The following is a 17572-nucleotide window of genomic DNA, read 5'->3' as shown; positions in this document are numbered from 1 at the left end:
CGAAGCGGCCTAGACCTGATCGATGCGGGTGATGTCGGCGAAGCGGAACTGCGGCTCGCCCGTGGGGTCTTCGTAGACCTGCCATTTCAGCGACTGGCTCCCCACCTGGATGTCCGCGGTGGCCAGCGTGTTTTCCGCATCGCTGTCGTCAGGCTCACAGCGCCAGATGGGATATTGCGCATGGTGCTGGTCCGACAGCACCGCCAGCGGGTCCAGCGCCGCGCCGGCCTGCGCCAGCAGCTGGTGCCCGCGCTCCTGGCGCAGCCGGGACGACTGGGTGATGCGCTGTTCGAATCCCTGCATGGCTTCATGCACGGCATGATTGGCGTGCAGGCTGTTCTGCATGATGGTGGTGACCGACACGGCCTGCGAGCTGAATTCCACGCTGAGCAGGCGCGCATCGCCGCGCTGGGCCAGGCTGAGGTGGAAGGCGCCGGCGCGCGGATGATCGCGCAGGACGGCCACGGCCTGGTCCAGGTCGGACTGGTCCAGCATGGCGCGCGTCAGCACCATGCGCGGCACGCCGGGCTCCACCTGGCGGGCGCGCACATTGTTGACCGTCATGGCCAGTCCCGCCTGGGTGACGGCGAAGGTGTGGCCCGGCACCGAAGCCGGATACACGAAGGACACGAAGGACATGCCGCTGTCGGGGATGAACTTGGCCACGCCGCAATGGCCCGCAAAGCCCGGATCGCCGTCCTCGTTGTGCACGATGCGCGGCTGCCCTTCCCCGGGCATCTGCACCGTGGTGCAGCCATCGGGAGCCATCGCCCAGAGATCGCCTCGGCAGTTCCAGAGCAGCACGTCTTCGAAGGGCAGTTCCAGTCCCAGGGCCAGCCCCTGCAGCTCGGTCCATATTCGGGGAAAATAGCGTTCCGTGAATTCAGCCATGCGGCGCGCCTGATCGCTGCCCTTCCATTGCATGACTCCCTGCCAGGGGGCCGAATGAATCAGATAGGCATGGGCGGCAGGTGCGCCGAAACGTCCCAGGGAATGGCCGATTTCTTTGGGGCCACCGCTCAACTCCAGGTAGGACAACTTAGCCATCGTGTCTATTTCCAGTAGGCACCGGATTGGTGCAATTGATTTTCGGCCAGCTCTATGCCGCTCACGGCCTTGCGTCCGGCCTTGGCCAGGACGTGCTCCACCAGCACCTCCACCAGAGCCTGGGCGGCCACGCCCGATGGAAAGAACGAGGGCACGTCGGTCCCAAACAATAATGTGCTGTCGGCCTCCAGCGCAATAGGGGCGAGCAGGCTGTCGCAAATGGCCAGCAGGCGCGCCCCGGCCTGGCGCGCGGCGCGGTGCGCCAGCACGCTTTCCTGGGAATAAGGCGCAAAACCGAACAGGACCAGCACATCATCCTTGTCCAGGGCGCGCAGGTCCATCTCCAGCGTGCCGGCGTCGCCGCGCAGCAGCGCGACGCTAGGCCGGAACAGGCGGTACTGATAATGAAAGGCGAAAGCGGGCGCGAACGAGGCCCGGAAACCGGCCACGTACACGCGCCGGGCGCGGCTGAGCAATTCCACCGCGGCCGGCAGGCGTTCCTGGTTCAATTCGCGCAAGGCCGCCAGATTGTCCATCTGGGCGGCCAGGGTCTGGTCGAAGCGGTCCGGCTTGTGCCGGTTGCGCACCACTTCCCGGGCCTGGTCCGCATAGCGGCGCGGCCCCTGGCCGTGGAGGGCCTGCGTGAACACCGCCTTGAGCTCCCCCCAGCCCGCGTAGCCCAGGGATTGCGCCAGGCGCAGCAAGGTGGCCGGCTGCACGCCCGCCTGGGCGGCGATCTGGCGCATGGACAGCAGGGGCACCTGGTCGGCATGGTCGAGCAGATGGCGCGCGCCCACCTGGAACTGGGGAGACATGGCGGAGAATTCCGCCTGGATGCGCTGCGTCAGGGTGCTCAGGGTAGTCATGGACAGACGGGGCGAGAGGCAATTCATAAAGTATATCGTGCGCAAAAGCGGCAAAAGGGCAACAGTGAAGAGTTTTATCCCGGCCTTGCGCCGTTCCGTTGATGATTTATTCGTTGAAAGTATTATTATTTAGTCAACAGTTGTTGAAAACATCCTGCTGTCCAACTTCCCACGGATCCGCGCCATGACTCATGTGTTCCATCGCAACCCCAGGCAGACGCTGCCCTCTGCCGTCAAAGGCGACGGCATCGCCATCGTAGACCGCGACGGCAAGCGCTACATCGACGCCAGCGGCGGCGCCGCCGTCTCCTGCCTGGGCCATAGCCATCCGGCCGTCATCCAGGCCATCAAGCGGCAACTGGACGAGATCGCCTACGCGCACACCTCCTTCTTCACCAGCCAGGCCGCCGAGGACCTGGCCGATTTCCTGGCCGAGCGCGCCCCCGGCGACCTGAACCACGTCTATTTCCTGTCCGGGGGCTCCGAAGCCGTGGAAGCCAGCCTGAAGCTGGCGCGCCAGTACTTCGTGGAGACCGGCCAGCCCGAACGCCGCATCTTCATCGCCCGCCGCCAGAGCTACCACGGCAACACCCTGGGCGCCCTGGCCATAGGCGGCAATGAATGGCGGCGCCAGCCCTTCCTGCCCCTGCTGGCGCAGGCGCACCATGTGTCGCCCTGCTACCCCTACCGCGACCAGCGCGCCGATGAAAGCGCCGAGCAGTACGCCGACCGCCTGGCGCAGGAGCTGGACGAGACCATCCGGGAGCTGGGACCGCAGAACGTGGCGGCCTTCGTGGCCGAGACGGTCGTGGGCGCCACGGCCGGCGCCCTGGCGCCCGTAGGCGACTACCTGCGTAAAATCCGCGCGGTATGCGATCGCCACGGCGTGCTGCTGATCCTGGACGAGGTGATGTCCGGCATGGGCCGCACCGGCCATCTGTTCGCCTGCGAAGAAGATGGCGTGACGCCCGACATACTGGCCATCGCCAAGGGCCTGGGCGCGGGCTACCAGCCCATCGGCGCCATGATCGCCAGCGACCGCATCTACCAGGCCATCCTGGACGGCTCGGGCTTCTTCCAGCACGGCCACACCTACATGGGCCACGCCACCGCCTGCGCGGGCGCGCTGGCGGTGCAGCGCGCCATCGAGCAGGACGATCTGCTGGCCAATGTGCGCGCCCGCGGCGAGCAATTGCGCGCCGAGCTGCATGCCGCCCTGGACAGCCACCCCAACGTGGGCGACATCCGCGGACGAGGCTTGTTCGTGGGCATCGAACTGGTGCAGGACAAGGCCGGCAAGCAAGTGCTGGACCCCGCCCTGAAGACGCACGCGAAGCTGAAGAAGCAGGCCTTCGAGAACGGCCTGATGATCTACCCCATGGGCGGCACCATAGACGGCGTGCACGGCGACCATATTTTGCTCGCCCCGCCCTTCATCTGCACGCCCGAGGACATCAGCCGCATCGTGCAATTGCTGACGCAAACCATCGAGACCGTGCTGCCCCGCCAGGCACCCAACGCCGGCTTTTGACGAGGAGAACCATGGCCCGCCTGCCTTACGCCAATCTTGCCGCCCCCGATGCCGCCGCCCTGGTGGAACAGATCATCGCCGAGCGCGGCAGCGTGCTGCATCTGTACCAGATGCTGCTGCACAGCCCGCCCATCGCGCGCGGCTGGCTCACGCACCTGACCGGCATCCGTCACCACAATTCGCTGCCCGGCGATCTGCGCGAGCTGGTCATCATGCGCGTCGCCATCCTGAACCGCGCGCCCTACGAGGCCGACCAGCACGCCCCCATCGCCCTGAAGGAAGGCATGAGCCAGGCGCAGCTGGACGCCCTGCCCCACTGGGAGGATTCGGACCTGTTCAGCGCGGCCCAGCGCGCCGTGCTGGCCTACACCGACGCCATGACGCGCAACGTGCAGGTCGAAGACCCCGTCTTCCAGGAAGTGCGCCGCCATTTCGACGAACGCCTGACTGTGGAGCTGACGGCGACCATCGCGACCTACAACATGGTCTCGCGCTTTCTGGAGGCCCTGCAGATCCACTCCCACGACGCGCGTTAAGGTGGATCGGCCCCCGCGGCCGACAGGCGGCGGGCCAGGAATTCCACGAAGAGCCGCAGCTTGGGCGGCAGGTGCCGCGTAGGCGGATACAGCGCCCAGGCCGCCCCGCAATAATTGGTGCGGAAACCCCAGTCCGGCAGGACCTGCACGATGCGCCCCTCCCGCAGGGCGGCCCCGGCCACGAAGCAAGGCAGACTGCCTATGCCCAAACCGCGCTCGACCGCGTCCAGCCGCACGCCCGTATGATTGGCGGCGTAACGGCCGCGCACGGTCACGCTGACGGCGCGGCCCGCCTTGCTGAACCGCCAGCGCGCATCGCCCGGCTCCTCTCCCAGATAAATGCAATCGTGCTCGCACAGCTGCTGCGGATGCGCGGGCGCGCCCCTGCGCTCCAGATAGCCGGGACTGGCGAACAGACTATGGGTGATGTCCGTCAAGCGGCGTCCCATCAGGCCCGGCGGAGGCTGATCGGTGATGCGGATGGCCAGGTCGAGCTGATCGTCGATCAGGTCCGCATGACGATCGTCCAGCCGCATGAGGACGTCCACCTTGGGATGGGCTTCCAGAAAAGCCGGAATGTGCGGATGGATCAAAAAACGCCCCACGGCCTTGGGCACGCTCAGGCGGATCTGGCCTTGCGCCTCGTCGTGGAATTGGCCTGACACTTCCAGAACGGCGTAGGCGCAGGCCAGCATGTCGCGCGCATGGCCGTAGACGACCTGGCCGCTGTCGCTCAGGCGCAGCTTGCGCGTGGTTCGTTGCAGCACGCGCGTCCCCAACCTCTTCTCCAGGCGGGCCACGGCCCGGCTCACCGCCGAGGGCGTGGATCCGAGCTGGCGCGAAGCCTCCGAGAAGCTGCCCGTCTCCACCACTTTGACGAATACCGCCATGTCGCTCATCAGCGAGCTCAGATTATTTGTGCTCATGGGGAACAAATTATTGTCCTGGACAGGTAATTATCACGGCAAGCACCGGCTTCTACAATGAGGATGGACACACCATCAGACGCAAAAACCCATGACACGCAAACTGTATCTGAACAGTCATGACCTGCAGGGCCAGGCCATCGTTCTCGATTGCCGGCCTGCCGGAGACGATCGCTATGCGATCCGGCTGGATCAGACGCTGTTCCATCCGCAGGGAGGAGGCCAGCCCAGCGACGGCGGTTACCTCAATGACGCCCCTGTCCTGCACGTGATGCAGGATGAACACGGCCATGTCATCCATCTAGTGGCCGAGCCCCTGCCGCCAGGGCCAGCCACGATGCGGGTCGACGCCCCCCGACGGGAGCGACACGCCCGCCTGCATACCGCCGGGCACTTGATCGGGCATATCCTGGCCCGCGCCGGCTGGCGCCCCATCAAAGCACACCACTGGCCTGGAGAGTGCAAAGTCGTCCTTGCCGGCCCCGGGGCCGACCACCTGCCCGATCCGGACTGGCTGCAAGGCGCGTGCGCCGCCGCCATCTTGCGCAACTTGCCTGTCCAGGCGATCCTGCGAGAGGACGGCCGGCGCACTGTCCGCATCCAGGACCTGGGCGACTTCCCGTGCGCCGGCACCCACGTGCGGGGGACTGGCGAGCTGGACGGGCTCCAGATCGTGAGCGTCCAGTTCAAGAAAGACACTCTGACTATCCGCTATGACCTCGCCTCAGACGCCTGAGCCATAAAAAACCCCGGCCTTGCGGCCGGGGCTTGCGGGCGTACCGGGTACGCCAGAGCGCAATCAGATCATGGACTTGCCGCTCTTGCGGGCCTCGATCAAATCACGCGCCAGGTTCGCGACCAGGATCAGCAGGATCACGGCCGAGATCGTCGGCCAGACCAGGATGTACAGGGTCAACCACATGATGTTCTCCTTGCAATAGGGGTTCAGGCGCGCGCCGATGCGGGCTCGCCCTGCTGTCCGGGCGCTTCCTTGCCCAGCATGCGCGCTTCTTCGTAATGGAAGGAAGTGACGCGCTCGGCCAGCACCGAGAAATCGAAACGCTCCTGGCTGCGCAGGCTCAGGGCCACGCAGACCACGGCGCTTACGCCATAGGCGGTCAGGGAGCCGGTCAGCACGATGTACTCGCGCAGCGCGCCTACGAAATTAGGCAGCATGATCAGGGTGGCAATCACGCCCAGCGCGATGGCGATCCTGCTGCGGAAAAAGGCGAAGGCCATCAGCCCTATCACCACGCCGCCGCCAATGGACGCGCAGATCTCGTAGAACACGGCCACTGCGCCCTGGATGGGCACCAGTTCGAAGCGCACGATGGTGAACAGCGCCACGGCGCTGAGCACGGACCAGGTAAAGGCCTTGTTGGTCACGCGGTCCCAGTAGAAGCTGGCGATCACGGGGAACACGATGGCGCCCCAGAGTGCGCCCACGAATACCAGCATCACCAGGATGTCCAGGCGCAGGCTGGCGAAGATCACGCCCACCATGGTCGCCACGATCATGGTGGCGCGGCCCCACCAGAGCATGCGCTGGGGGTTGGGGCGGCCGCGCGCCACGTTCTTGGCGTAGACGTCGGTCATCATGATGGCCGAAAGAGCCGCCAGGTCCGAGTCCGCCGTGGAAGACAGGGAGCCCACCACCAGGATGAAGAACAGCGCGATGCCGAAGGGCGGCAGATACGTGGAGGCCATCTGCGGAATGATGTTGTTCATGTTGCCGTCGGCCGGCTGCAGGCCGGCGAACAGGGCCAGCAGGCCCAGCATGCCCAGGCCGATCACCACCGCGCCGTAGCCCACGGTGGCGGTCAGGAACGTGGACTTGATCAGGTCCTCGCGCACCGCGAACAGGCGCTGGGCGATGGTCTGGTTGCCGATGGCGTAGGCCAGCACCGCGACGAAGTACGGCGCGCCCTGCTCCAGGATGGCCTTGGTGGAATAGAAGTCGGCCTGCTCCGCATCCAGGCGCCACATATTGGTCTGCAGCATCTCGGTGCCGCCGGCGTTGTAGAAGATCAGCGGGATGATCACCACGGCCGACAGGATCATGGCCACCAGCTGGGCGAAGTCCGTCATGACCGACGCCCTGAAGCCCGACCACAGCGTGTAGGACAGCACGCCCAGCCCGGCGATCAGCACGCCCTGGATGAAGGACAGGGGGCTGAGCACGGACACCAGCGCGCCGGCCGCCGTGAAGTTGACCATCAGGCTGATGCAGCTTCCCACGATATTGGAGACGGCCATGATCATCTGGCTGGAGGCGCCGTGGCGGGCATGCACCACTTCGGCCAGCGTGTGGGCCTGCGGCGCCAGCTTGCGAAAGCGCCGCCCGAAGGGGTAGATGAACAGGATCATCAGGGCGCCCCAGAAGCCGTAGTGCAGCGGCCCCGACAGGCCGTACTTGAAGCCCGAGGTCGCGCTGGCATAGAACGAGGCCGCCCAGATCCAGGTGGCGATCATGCTCGCGGCCGACAGGCCGAAGCCCACGGCGCTGTTGGACACCATGTAGCCGTCCACGTTTTCTTTCTTTTGACCGATCAGCAGCGACATCAGGAACGTCGCGCCGTAGAAACCGACCAGCAGCAGCAAGGCCGTGGTCGTCGAGAGTTGAAAAAACTCCGCCTCTTGCATGTCTTTTTTCCTTCCTCTTCTGCGCGCCGGCCGCCGCGAAGGCAGACGGACACGCATGCGTGCCGATTCCGCCTGAGCGCGCTGGGCGGCACTGATCCCATGTGGACCGACACACCCGAAGCCGAAAATGACGCGCGCACACGAGCGCCCATGCTTTTCTCGTGAAAAAGCAAGGCGATGAGCAAGACACACCGCAAGGTGCCTTACATCACGGCAAGCCTGCAGGCCTTACAGACTGGAGAATGGCCAGAGTCATGCCGCTCTGTTGCTGGCCGGAGCCCGGGGGCGTCCGGCTGATTGTTCCGCGACCGGGAGGGTCGGGTGGGGTGTTTCGGCCTGTGAAGCCGGGCTGCTGTGCAGCAGCCTGTTGATGGACCGGCCGGGCTTCCGGCTTGCCTGGCAAGCGGAAATACGGCCTGTTCCGGATGCTGGCCTGAATGGCCAGAGACATGAAGTATACAGATTTAAAATTTAATGGTCTAGTTCATGCTTTTTAAGCATTGATATAAGCATCAAATCATTGCTGGTGAATGCATTCAGAAAGAGTCTTCCTCCAGGCAGGCGCGCGCCTGCTCCTGGCTGGCCGGCTGTACCTTGCCGACGAAGGCGTAACCCTCGCCGCGCACCGAGCGTATGGGCAGCTCCTCCCCGAAGGACGTCAGCTTGCGCTTGAGCCGGCTGATGAGCACGTCCACCGATCGGGCCGTGGTCTCGCGCCCGGTCTCGGACGGAAACAGGCGGTCGCGCTCGACCGTATCAGGGCAATAGGCGAACAACATCTGCATGATGCGCCGTTCGCCGCGCGTCAGCATGACCGAATGGCCCAGGGGCGTGAACAGACGCCAGCCGTTCTCGCGCAGCTCCCATTCCTGCGACAGCACGGCCTGTCCCGCGCCCAGGGCGGCCGGAGCCGACACGCCCGCTCTGGCCGCGCCGCCCGTCTGCAGGCTTTGCCTGAAGGCGCGGCCGCGGCGACGCAAGGCCTGCACGCCCGCCACCACTTCCACCGGCAGGGCGCCCGCATCGAAGCAGGCGTCGGCGCCCACCAGCAGCAAATGGCCGCGCTCCAGGCCGGCCACGCTCTCGGCGCGCAGAATGATCACGCCTGCGGCCGGAAAATCGGCCCGCAGGCGGTTGACGTACAGAAACACGCTGTCGGACTGGAAGCGCAGGGCGCAGACCACGTCCGTAGAGTCGGTGCGCGCCACGGCCAGACATTCATCCATGGACCCGAAGGCCTGTATGCGTACCCCCCACTGTTCAGACTCGGAAGCGATCGTCTGCAACATCGCTTCGTCGTCGTACAACAGAAACACCTGCTCCATCGTCATGGTCTCATTCCTTGCTGCTCCCGGCCGGCGCTTTATTCAATGTCGTTCTTCAGCCTTGTATGCGCCGCAACAGTTGCTGGGCAGCAGCGTCGTCCGGCACGGCCAGGTAGATGCTGCCCTGGTTCATGGGCCCCCCGATGCGCGCCACATGCGCCACCTTGTCGTCCATGACCAGGATCAGCAAGGCGCCGACATTGCTCGCGCTGACCTCGGCCAGCTTGCGGGCGCCCAGGGCGTTGAGATCGAACTGCACCAGATGCCGGCCTTGCGCCGTGCGCACGGTCGCCACCCGGGTCAGGTCCGTGCGCTGCACGATGACCTGGGGGTACAGCCACAGGGGGCCGGCCGGGCCGTCCACCTGCACCAGTCCCTGGGTCGGCTGGGGCATGCCCACGAAAAAGTCCACCTGCGGCGCGCGCGCCGGCACCGGCGTCTGGGACGCCAGAAAGCTGCGCGTGCCGTCCTCGGACTCCACCTCGCGAGGCGCCTGGAGCGCGGGCGGCGTCAAGTCCGCGCCGCCCAGCGAAGCCTGCGGCCCCGTCGTCTGGCAGCCGGCCAGCGCCGCCAGGAACAGAAGGCCCAGCAGGCGCAGCATGGCGAACCCGGCGCGCATGATCAGCTCCGTGCCGAAATGTCGACGCGCCGGTTGGGCTTGAGGCAGGCCAGCAGCTCGCCGCGCTGCGTCTGGGTGCAATTGACCAGCGGTTGCGATTCGCCGGCGCCCGTCACCGTCATGCGCGTGCCGTCGATCCCCTGCGCGCGCAGCTCATTGGCCACGGCCTGGGCGCGCTGCTCGGACAGACGCTGGTTGTAGGCCTGGGCGCCCAGGCGGTCGGTATGCCCCACCACCTGCACGCTGTTGTAAGGCTGCTCCCGCAGCTCGGCGGCGATGCGCGCCACCTCCTGGCGGCCTGCGGGCGAGAGCTGGGCGCTGTCGAAGCCGAACAGCACGTCCGCGCCCAGGCTGAAGTCGCGCTGCGCGGGCGCCGCCTGGCCGGTCTTGAGCAGGTCCGCACAAGCCGGATCCTTCCACAGGAAGCTCTGGGCGCGCTTGTCCGAATCGAACAGGACCTTGTACTGGCAGCTGACATCGCCCTGGGGAGTGCGGAAGTGGAACCAGTAGTCCCATTCGCGCACGCCGACCAGGCCTTCGCTGAAATGCGGCCGGCCCAGCAGGTTGTACAGCTGGTCCTTGGTCATGCCGCGGTCCACCATGCGCAGGTTGTCCAGGTTGGGATAGGACCCGTTCTTGAAGGTCGCATGCTGCGGGTTTGGCCACACGGGCTCCTGCGTGGCGCCCTTGTCGTCCACGCGGCTCAAGTTGCCGCATGCGGCCAGCATCATCGAGGCGGCCAGCGCCAGCGCGCCTTTGCCAACGTTCTTCAGTGTCTTGTGCATTCTTTCTTCTCCGTTCCGGACGGGCCGGGCGGCCATCGTTCCGGACTTGCGAAACCGGGCCGGGCCCGGCGAACGGGTCGCGCGCCGAAGCGACGCGACCCTGCCATTCACAGTCTTACCACTGGTAGCCCACGCCTACCGAGCCGCCGTAGTCGCCGCGGGACGAGCCGGCGACCGTGCCCTTGAGCACCCAGCTGCCGTTGTCGGACACCGTGGACAGGCCCATGGCGTAGCCGCTCTCGCCGTTCCAGGCGCCGCCGGCCACCGAGAACATGCTCTTGCCCGGCATGTAGGCCTGCGGCAGGCCGGCCGTTGCCAGCGCGGCCGCAATGCCCGCATTGGCCCGGTTCTCGACCTTGTTGATGCGGCCGTCCAGGTGGTTGATCTGCCCCTGGATGTTGGCCGTGGCCTGACCCAGCTGGCGTACGTTCACGGCGTCCTGAGGCGCCTTGCCGTCCGCAACGTTGCTGATGGTCTTGTCGTGCATGTCGATGCCGTTCTGGTTGATGGTCGGACCGTTCTCGATCTTCAGCTCGTTCGTGGTCACCGATTTGGCCACCACGCTGTTGACCTTGATGTCCTGCGCCAGCGCCACCTTCACATCCAGGCCCGACCGGGTGATCTCGATGTTGTCGCCGTTCAGGAACTGGACGGTCGAGCCCGGAGCCACCTTGTCGGCCACATCGCCATTGGTCCGGATGTTCCAGCCTGCGCTGGCCACCTGGCCGATGTTGTCGATCTTGTTGTCCAGGCCGCCCAGAGCGTCGTTGACGTTGTGGTAGGTGTTGCCGCCCACGTTCAACTCCGTCACCAGCTTGCCGTCCTCGAACCTGGAGCCGCCGCCCATGCCCTGAGCGATGCTGTCGCCCATGTCGGAGATCTGGCTGCCGTTGACCGCATCCGTGCTGTTGGAGGAGATATCGCCGCGCGCCACATTGGTGATGCCGGTGCCGCCGGTGCGGCCGCCATCGGTGGACTTGTCGCCCTCCATGGAGACCTTGCCCTTGTTGACGGTGCCGTCGCTGTTCAAGTCGTACTTGACGGCGCGGTCGGTCAGGTTCTGCTCCACCTGCTTGAGCTGGCTCACGTTCACCGCATCCGTATCGGCCGTACCGGCCGCCACGTTGGTGATCTTGTGCCCGCCGGCATTGATGCCCTGCTGGTTGATCACCACATCGAAGGCCTTCAAGCCATTGCTGGTCAGCGCCACGTTGTCGCCCACGCTGAAGCCCTTGTTGTTCATCACGATGGAAGGCTTGCCGTCCTCGTCCAGAACAACCACCCCATCCTTGTTCATGGTGGTGTTGCCGGTCTTGACGCTGTTCAGGTCCAGATCATCGTTCAGCGCGATGGTCAGCTTGCCGTCCTGGGCATGGGTGGCGATGTTGCTGTTGCTGCCTTCCACGACCAGGGTTTCGCCCAGCTTGCGATCTGTCGTCGAACCGTCCGATCCCTTGAAGGTCAGCGGATTGTTGTTGATGACGTTCTGCGAGCTGTTGTCCACGTACTCCTTGTTCACGATGTGCGTGTTCTCGGTGATGGGGCCGTCGTAATGAACATCGCCGCCCTGGTTCACCGTGAAGTGATCGCCCAGCCTGGTCACGCCGGTCGTCGTCAAGTTGTTCAGGATGGTGTCGCCGTTCACGGTCAGGTTCTGGTTGACCGTCACGTTCTCGACCTTCAGATCATCGTTCAGCGCGATGGTCAGCTTGCCGTCCTTGGCCTCGGTCGTGATGTTGCCGTTGCTGCCCACCACTTCCAGCGTCTCGCCCAGCTTGCGCTCGGTCGTCGAGCCATCCGAACCCTTGAAGGTCAGCGGATTGTTGTCGATCACGGCCTGCGAGCTGTTGTCCACGTACTCCTTGTTCACGATGTGCGTGTTCTCGGTGATGGGGCCGTCGTAATGAACATCGCCGCCCTGGTTCACCGTGAAGTGATCGCCCAGCTTGGTCACGCCGGTCGCCGTCAGATTATTGACCGTGGTGTTGCCCTGGACCGTCACATTGGTCAGTGCCAGGTCCTTGGACAGCGTCAGGTTCACGTCCGTGCCGGTCTGCGTCAGCACGATGTTGCCGTCCGAGCTGGACAGGTCCACCTTGCCGCCGGGGGCGACCTTTGCAGCCGGGTCCCCGTTGGTGCCCAGGTTCCAGCCTGCATTGGCCGTCGCTTCCACATCCTTCAACTGGCCCAGATTGACCGCATGGTCGTTCTGCGTGCCGTCGGCCAGGTTGGTGATCTGCTTGCCGCCCATATTGATGCCGCCGCCGTTGATCACCGGACCGCCGTTGTTGATGGTCAGGCTGTCAGCCGTCAGGTTCTTGTTCAGCGCCACGGTCAGCGTATCGGCGCCATCGGCTGTCGTGGTGATGTTGCTGTCGCCCTTGACCAGCAGCTTCTGACCCAGGTCGCGATGCACGTCCGTGCCGCCGTCCGCGCCAAAGTTCATGCCCTTGGCCGTCAGCGTGGTATCCAGGTTCGTGATGCTGGTGTTCAGCTGGCCCAGGTTGACCGCATGATTGTTCTGGGTGCCGTCGGCCAGATTGGTGATCTGCTTGCCGCCCATATTGATGCCGCCGCCATTGATCACCGGACCGCCGTTGTTGATGGTCAGGCTGTCCGCGGTCAGGTTGTTGGCCAGCAGGATCTCCATCTCGCCCGCACTGTTCACACTGGTGCGGATATTGCTGGTATTGGCGGCCGCGCTGGACGCCAGCGTACCCTTGATCACCTGGGTTTCACCCAGCTTGCGCGGAGTCGAGCCCGTATTGCCCTGGAAGGTGATGGGCTTGTTCTCCACCTGGTACAACTGGGAGCCGTTGACAGCGTCCTTGCTGGTGGAGGAGACCGTGCCGTCGGCCACATTGGTGATCTTCTGGCCGCCCATGTCGGCGCCCTTGAAGTGCGGCGTCTCGGCGAACTGGATTTCGATCTTGCCGCCTTCATAGACGACGTCTCCGTTCGCATTCGTCCTCTTGGTACCTGAGGTCACCACGGTCTTGACGTTCTGGTTGCTAGTGGTAGAGGTCGTATTGCCGCCGACGATGGCGACAGACGAGTCCATCGTCTGTTGCGTCGATCCCGAATTGCCCGTGAAAGTCCAGGGCGTGTCACGCACGGCGCGAAGCTGTCGGACGTTGACGGCATCCGTATCGGCCATGCCGCCGGCCACGTTCGTGATGCGACGCTGGATGCTGTTCGCACCATTTTCGCCGCCATGGTCCCCGACCGAGATGACACCATGCTTGGAGTCATCGTGCTCCACGCCAGAATAGCGGGCCTTAGACTGCCCATAGCTGGACTGAGTCTTGGAATCCGAACCCAGGGCAACCGAGCCTTTTGCCTGCGAGGAGGCACGCGAACCCAAAGCCAGCATGTCCTCGTTAACCAGCGCATCTTCAGGATTGGGCTGGGCTTTGCCCGCAACGGCACCTACACCCATGGCCATGCTGTTCACGCCATACGCTTGCGCACCGGAACCAGTTGCCACGGATCCAGCAGCGCTAGCGGATGTATTCGAACCCAAGGCGACGGAGTCCGCCGCTTTCGCATGCGCCTTGAACCCTTGTGCGGTACCGCGTACGCCAGAAGTCGACGCTTCGTGCCCGATTGCAATGCCATCGTCGGCCGTCACCTCGGCAGAGCTGCCAAGCACCACGGCATAATTTACTGTGGCACTCGTGTTCTTGGGATCAGCCTGTGCGTTAGTGCCGATTACGATCGAGTCGATGCCTTTGCTGATGCCATCGCGACCGATGGCAATGCCGCCCTCGCCATAGACTTCACTATCAATGCCTACGACAACGCCCTTCTCGCCTAAAGATTGGGTCAAGTGGCCGATCGCTACGCCGCCCGTCTTATTAGTCGATGCCTGGTAGCCCATGGCGATGCTTTGATCTCCGGTGGCACGCGCCTGTGGGCCGATGGCCATGGCCTCCAGGCCGGAGGCGCCGGTATTTTCACGATTGGACGCGTCGGAGGAATTGATAGCGACGTAATGGGTTTTCTTGTTCGCGATCTCCGTATCGACGTAGCGCTTGTTGGCTGCGTCCATGGCGTCGACAGGGGCTGCCACATTGCTGATGACCGTCCCGGTCCCTTGCTCCAATGTGATCTTCCCACGATTCGTATTCGGCTCAAATCGCACCACGTCGGGGTCGATCGGACCCAATGTCCCGCCAGGGGTCGTGATCTGCGACAGGGCCTCATTGATGGAGTTGTAGTAGTTGTCGCCGATCTTGATAGGGCCTTTGCCCGCTTCAGGACCGACCAGCTTGCCGTTTTCACCCACGTGGACTCCGCCGCCCAGGATGCTGCCCACATCGTTCTGGGCAGCCTGCAATTGCCGCACGTTCACCGCATCGGTGGCTGCAGAACCATCCGCCACATGGGTAATGCGCCGGGTCAACTCACCCGCGGCATTGCTATAGCCCAAGGACAGCACCGAATTAGGTGCTGCACTTCCGGTCAGATAACCAGTCGCCGTTGCCGCGGGTCGCTCCGCCTTCGACATCTGGCCCAAGGCAATGCTGTCGCCCTCGGCCTGCGCCTCGCTGCCCAGCGCGATTCCGCCGCCCTCCAAGGCCTTGGCATTGACACCGATCGCCACAGAGGCGTCCTGGATTGCCGATGCTCCGTACCCCACGGCAACCGAATTCGTTCCGGCTCGAGTCTTGGCGCCCAGCGCTGTCGCATGTTCAATCTGGCCTGCATTCTCATTGGCCTGATGCCCCAGCGCCGTGTTGTAATCGCCTTTCAGGCTGGTGCCGGCATGGTTGCCAACGGCAACGTTGTTATCGCCCTCGACGTCATTACCGCTCTCAAAACCCACCGCAATGTCCTGGTTGCCTTTCACGTTCCGGCCTGCGCGGGTGCCGATGGAAATGTGGGACGTGCGGTCGTCCCCCGGAGAGCTGAGCGTACCTTGTCCTGCTCCATTGCCAAGCGAAATACTGTCTATGGTATCGGCCGCTGCGTTCATGCCCATGGCTAGAGCGTTGCCAGCCGAGGCCCGGGCGCCGGCGCCGATGCCCACCGCGCCGGCTGAACTGGCCTGCGCGTCCTTGCCCACGGCAATCGTGGCGGAGTGACCCGCCGTGGCGCCGGTGCCCAGCGCCAGCGCATCGCTGCTAAGGTCACCTGTAACCTTAGCTCCAGTGCCGACTGCCACTGCGTTCTTGGCAAACTCGGACTCAATGGCTGCGTTCTGGCCCAAGGCAATACCGCTTTCACCTTGCACATTGGCCATTTTGCCGATACTGATGCCCGCTTTGGCCTTTTCCCCGATCACCGTGCCATCACCGACGGCAACGGCAGACTCTGCGGCTGCATCCACCATAGCCTCGGCTCCCAGTGAAACCGACCGCTTGGCGCCGGCATTCGCCTGCAGGCCGGCTGCCAATGCGGCTTCACCCGCAGCCGAGGCCTGGGGCCCGATGGCGATCGCATCCGTGCCGCCCGCCGTCGAATCCGCCTTGGTGGAATTGGCATGGAAGTACTTCATGCCATTGCCCGAATTCAAAGCGTTGTATAGCACTTTGCCGGAAATCGCTTCCGTGCTGGTGGCGCTGACCACGCCGTCCGCCAGCCCCGATATCTTGTTGTTGTTCACGTTGACGGCGCGCAGGCTGCTGGTGCCGGTGGCCGTCAAGGTCCCGGTAGTCACGCCGCTGGCATTCAATTGATGTGCCTGCACGGCGCCGTTGATGATGGCGCTGCCTGCGGTCAGTTGATTGGCTACGGTGGCGGAGTCAGCCTGCAGGTTGCCCTGCACCACCGCCGAGCCGGCGCTGAGCTGACCGGTGAATTCCCCCGTCGCGCCCTTGATGGCGCCCGTAGCCGTCATTGAATCGACCGCCAGGTTGGGGTTCAATGCAACGGTCACTTCGCCGTTGTTCTGTGTCAGCGCAATATTGCTGCCCGAGTTCAGCGCGAAGGCGCCGCCGGGCGCCACATGGAAGGCAGCGCCATTGTCCACGCTCAAGTCCCAGCCGTCCGCCGCCTGAGCAGCGGCCGGACGCGCCAGCAGCCCCGCGCTCAGCAGCGCCAGCATGACGGCGCCCAGCTTCCAGCTCAATCCCTGAGTCGGCCCGAAAGCCGCATCCATCCCCATCGTCGTCCCGGTGCTGCGCTTGCCACGGGCTTTGGTGTTCTCAGCCACGGCAACAAACGTACCGGTCTGCTCACTCCAAATCGACTTATAGATTTTGTTCATGATCTCTACGCCTAAAAAGGAAATTAGCGGTGCGCCCTCCCTCCCCGCCTCCCCTCCGCGCGGCCGCGCGTCGATGTTTTTCAGGCGCAACAAGCCCCCTCGCCCCGTCATGGCGATAAATTGGACTTGTCGAGTTGGAAAGACTTGCTGAATCAACCAAATGGATTCAGACAGTTTTATTTTCTTACCTTCTCAGAAACCAAACTTTTGATTTCCTGCGAAAGACTTTTGATTTCCCGAAAAACAACATCAAGAACAGTTAATTTTCTATTTTAAAAATTGATTCAAAGTTTAGTACGGTGCCGCCGCCGGTAGGTGGACGGGGAGAAGCCGCTGTACTGCCGGAAGGCCGTGGCGAAGTTCGCGGGATTGATGTAGCCCGACTCGGCCGCCACGCTGGTGACGGCCAGGTCTGTTTGACTTAGCAGGCTCATGGCATGGCGCATGCGCGTTGAGCGTACGAAATCGTGCACCGTCAAGCCGGTCGTCTGTTTGAATTCGTCATTCAAGCGCCGCTCGCTGGCGCCGAAGAGGGTCGCCAGGTATTCGGCGGACAGGGGCTCGGACAGGTTGTCGCGGATGTACTGCTGGACGGCTTCAACCATGAGGTTGCGGGGCAGATCTTCTTCGCGGCGAATGATATTGTCAGATTCCTGACCACGTTCTTTTTCACGGTCGGCCTCACGCAGATTCAAATGCAGCCTGAGCCGCTCCACCACCAGCTTTTCGTCAGTCTTATTGAAAATGAAATCGCGCGCACCGCTGCGCAAGGCCTGGAGCTGGCTTTCCGCGCAGGCGACAGAGGACAGGAACAGCACGGGAATGGCCGCGGTCAAAGGATTGGCGCGCAGCATGCGCATGAACATGTCGCCGCGCAGACTAGGCAGTTCGTATTCGCTCAAGACGATATCGGGTCGCAGGGACTGGCAACGCGCCAGGCCCTGCTGGGCGTTCAGCGCAAAACTGATGCGGGAGAAGCAGGACCTCAGCAGGGCCGTCAGTTCGGAGACCCCTGCCGGCTCGGGGGCTATGACCAGGATGTGGGCATCAGACGTGGCATACATGACAATCAACCAGAAAGGG

The 17572-nt window shown here is 64.0% G+C and carries 13 protein-coding genes; 3 read left to right on the top strand and 10 right to left on the bottom strand.

Annotated elements, in window-relative coordinates; translation table 11 throughout:
- Nucleotides 1-9: 9 nt before the first annotated feature.
- Both ACF3ND_RS01905 and ACF3ND_RS01900 read right to left on the bottom strand, forming a co-directional pair.
- Nucleotides 10-1047, bottom strand: a complete 1038-nt coding sequence (locus ACF3ND_RS01905) for a C45 family autoproteolytic acyltransferase/hydolase (RefSeq protein WP_394063725.1) — start codon at nt 1045-1047, stop codon at nt 10-12.
- A gap of 5 nt (nt 1048-1052) precedes the next feature.
- Nucleotides 1053-1913 carry a MurR/RpiR family transcriptional regulator gene (locus ACF3ND_RS01900; RefSeq protein ID WP_394063723.1) on the bottom strand — a complete coding sequence of 287 codons (861 nt, stop codon included), beginning with the start codon at nt 1911-1913 and terminating at the stop codon, nt 1053-1055.
- Between the two features lie 184 nt (nt 1914-2097).
- Between ACF3ND_RS01900 and ACF3ND_RS01895 the strand changes: the two genes are divergently transcribed.
- Both ACF3ND_RS01895 and ACF3ND_RS01890 read left to right on the top strand, forming a co-directional pair.
- Nucleotides 2098-3444: an aspartate aminotransferase family protein gene (locus ACF3ND_RS01895; protein WP_394063721.1), complete on the top strand. Its 1347-nt coding sequence runs from the start codon at nt 2098-2100 to the stop codon at nt 3442-3444.
- An 11-nt stretch (nt 3445-3455) separates the two neighbouring features.
- The gene (locus tag ACF3ND_RS01890) at nt 3456-3980 is read left to right on the top strand and encodes a carboxymuconolactone decarboxylase family protein (protein WP_394063719.1); all 525 of its coding nucleotides are present in this window, start codon (nt 3456-3458) and stop codon (nt 3978-3980) included.
- Here the strand turns inward: ACF3ND_RS01890 and ACF3ND_RS01885 are convergent.
- Complete coding sequence (locus ACF3ND_RS01885; protein ID WP_394063717.1) at nt 3977-4906, bottom strand: LysR substrate-binding domain-containing protein; 930 nt, start codon at nt 4904-4906, stop codon at nt 3977-3979. The two genes, ACF3ND_RS01890 and ACF3ND_RS01885, sit on opposite strands and share 4 nt — an antisense overlap.
- Nucleotides 4907-4997: 91 nt before the next feature.
- Here ACF3ND_RS01885 and ACF3ND_RS01880 point away from each other — a divergent pair, with 91 nt between their 5' ends.
- Entirely contained in the window at nt 4998-5642 is a 645-nt protein-coding gene (locus ACF3ND_RS01880; RefSeq protein ID WP_394063716.1) for a threonine--tRNA ligase, read from the top strand.
- Nucleotides 5643-5705: 63 nt separating this feature from the next.
- On the opposite strand, the gene ACF3ND_RS01875 is transcribed toward ACF3ND_RS01880, so the two are convergent.
- The 7 genes from ACF3ND_RS01875 to ACF3ND_RS01845 all read right to left on the bottom strand — a co-directional run bounded on the left by ACF3ND_RS01875 (nt 5706) and on the right by ACF3ND_RS01845 (nt 17553).
- Nucleotides 5706-5828: a putative transporter small subunit gene (locus ACF3ND_RS01875; protein WP_394063714.1), complete on the bottom strand. Its 123-nt coding sequence runs from the start codon at nt 5826-5828 to the stop codon at nt 5706-5708.
- A gap of 23 nt (nt 5829-5851) precedes the next feature.
- Nucleotides 5852-7549: a sodium:solute symporter family protein gene (locus ACF3ND_RS01870; protein WP_394063712.1), complete on the bottom strand. Its 1698-nt coding sequence runs from the start codon at nt 7547-7549 to the stop codon at nt 5852-5854.
- Between the two features lie 536 nt (nt 7550-8085).
- A complete protein-coding gene (locus ACF3ND_RS01865) occupies nt 8086-8880 on the bottom strand; it encodes a winged helix-turn-helix domain-containing protein (protein WP_394063710.1) in 795 nt (264 codons plus the stop codon).
- A 49-nt stretch (nt 8881-8929) separates the two neighbouring features.
- Nucleotides 8930-9493 (bottom strand): hypothetical protein, encoded by a 564-nt coding sequence (locus ACF3ND_RS01860; protein ID WP_394063708.1) that lies wholly within the window; start codon nt 9491-9493, stop codon nt 8930-8932.
- 2 nt (nt 9494-9495) lie between these two features.
- Complete coding sequence (locus ACF3ND_RS01855) at nt 9496-10278, bottom strand: OmpA family protein (protein WP_394063706.1); 783 nt, start codon at nt 10276-10278, stop codon at nt 9496-9498.
- A gap of 115 nt (nt 10279-10393) precedes the next feature.
- On the bottom strand, nt 10394-16489 hold the full coding sequence (locus ACF3ND_RS01850) for a YadA-like family protein (RefSeq protein WP_394063704.1): 6096 nt from the start codon (nt 16487-16489) through the stop codon (nt 10394-10396).
- A gap of 284 nt (nt 16490-16773) precedes the next feature.
- On the bottom strand, nt 16774-17553 hold the full coding sequence (locus tag ACF3ND_RS01845) for a helix-turn-helix domain-containing protein (protein WP_394063702.1): 780 nt from the start codon (nt 17551-17553) through the stop codon (nt 16774-16776).
- Nucleotides 17554-17572 lie beyond the last annotated feature (19 nt).

Source organism: Alcaligenes sp. WGS1538 (genome assembly GCF_043187505.1).
In the GTDB taxonomy this organism is placed as follows: Bacteria; Pseudomonadota; Gammaproteobacteria; order Burkholderiales; family Burkholderiaceae_B; genus Alcaligenes.
Note: the sequence above shows the minus strand (reverse complement) of the source record. Positions and strands in the feature narration are given on the sequence as shown.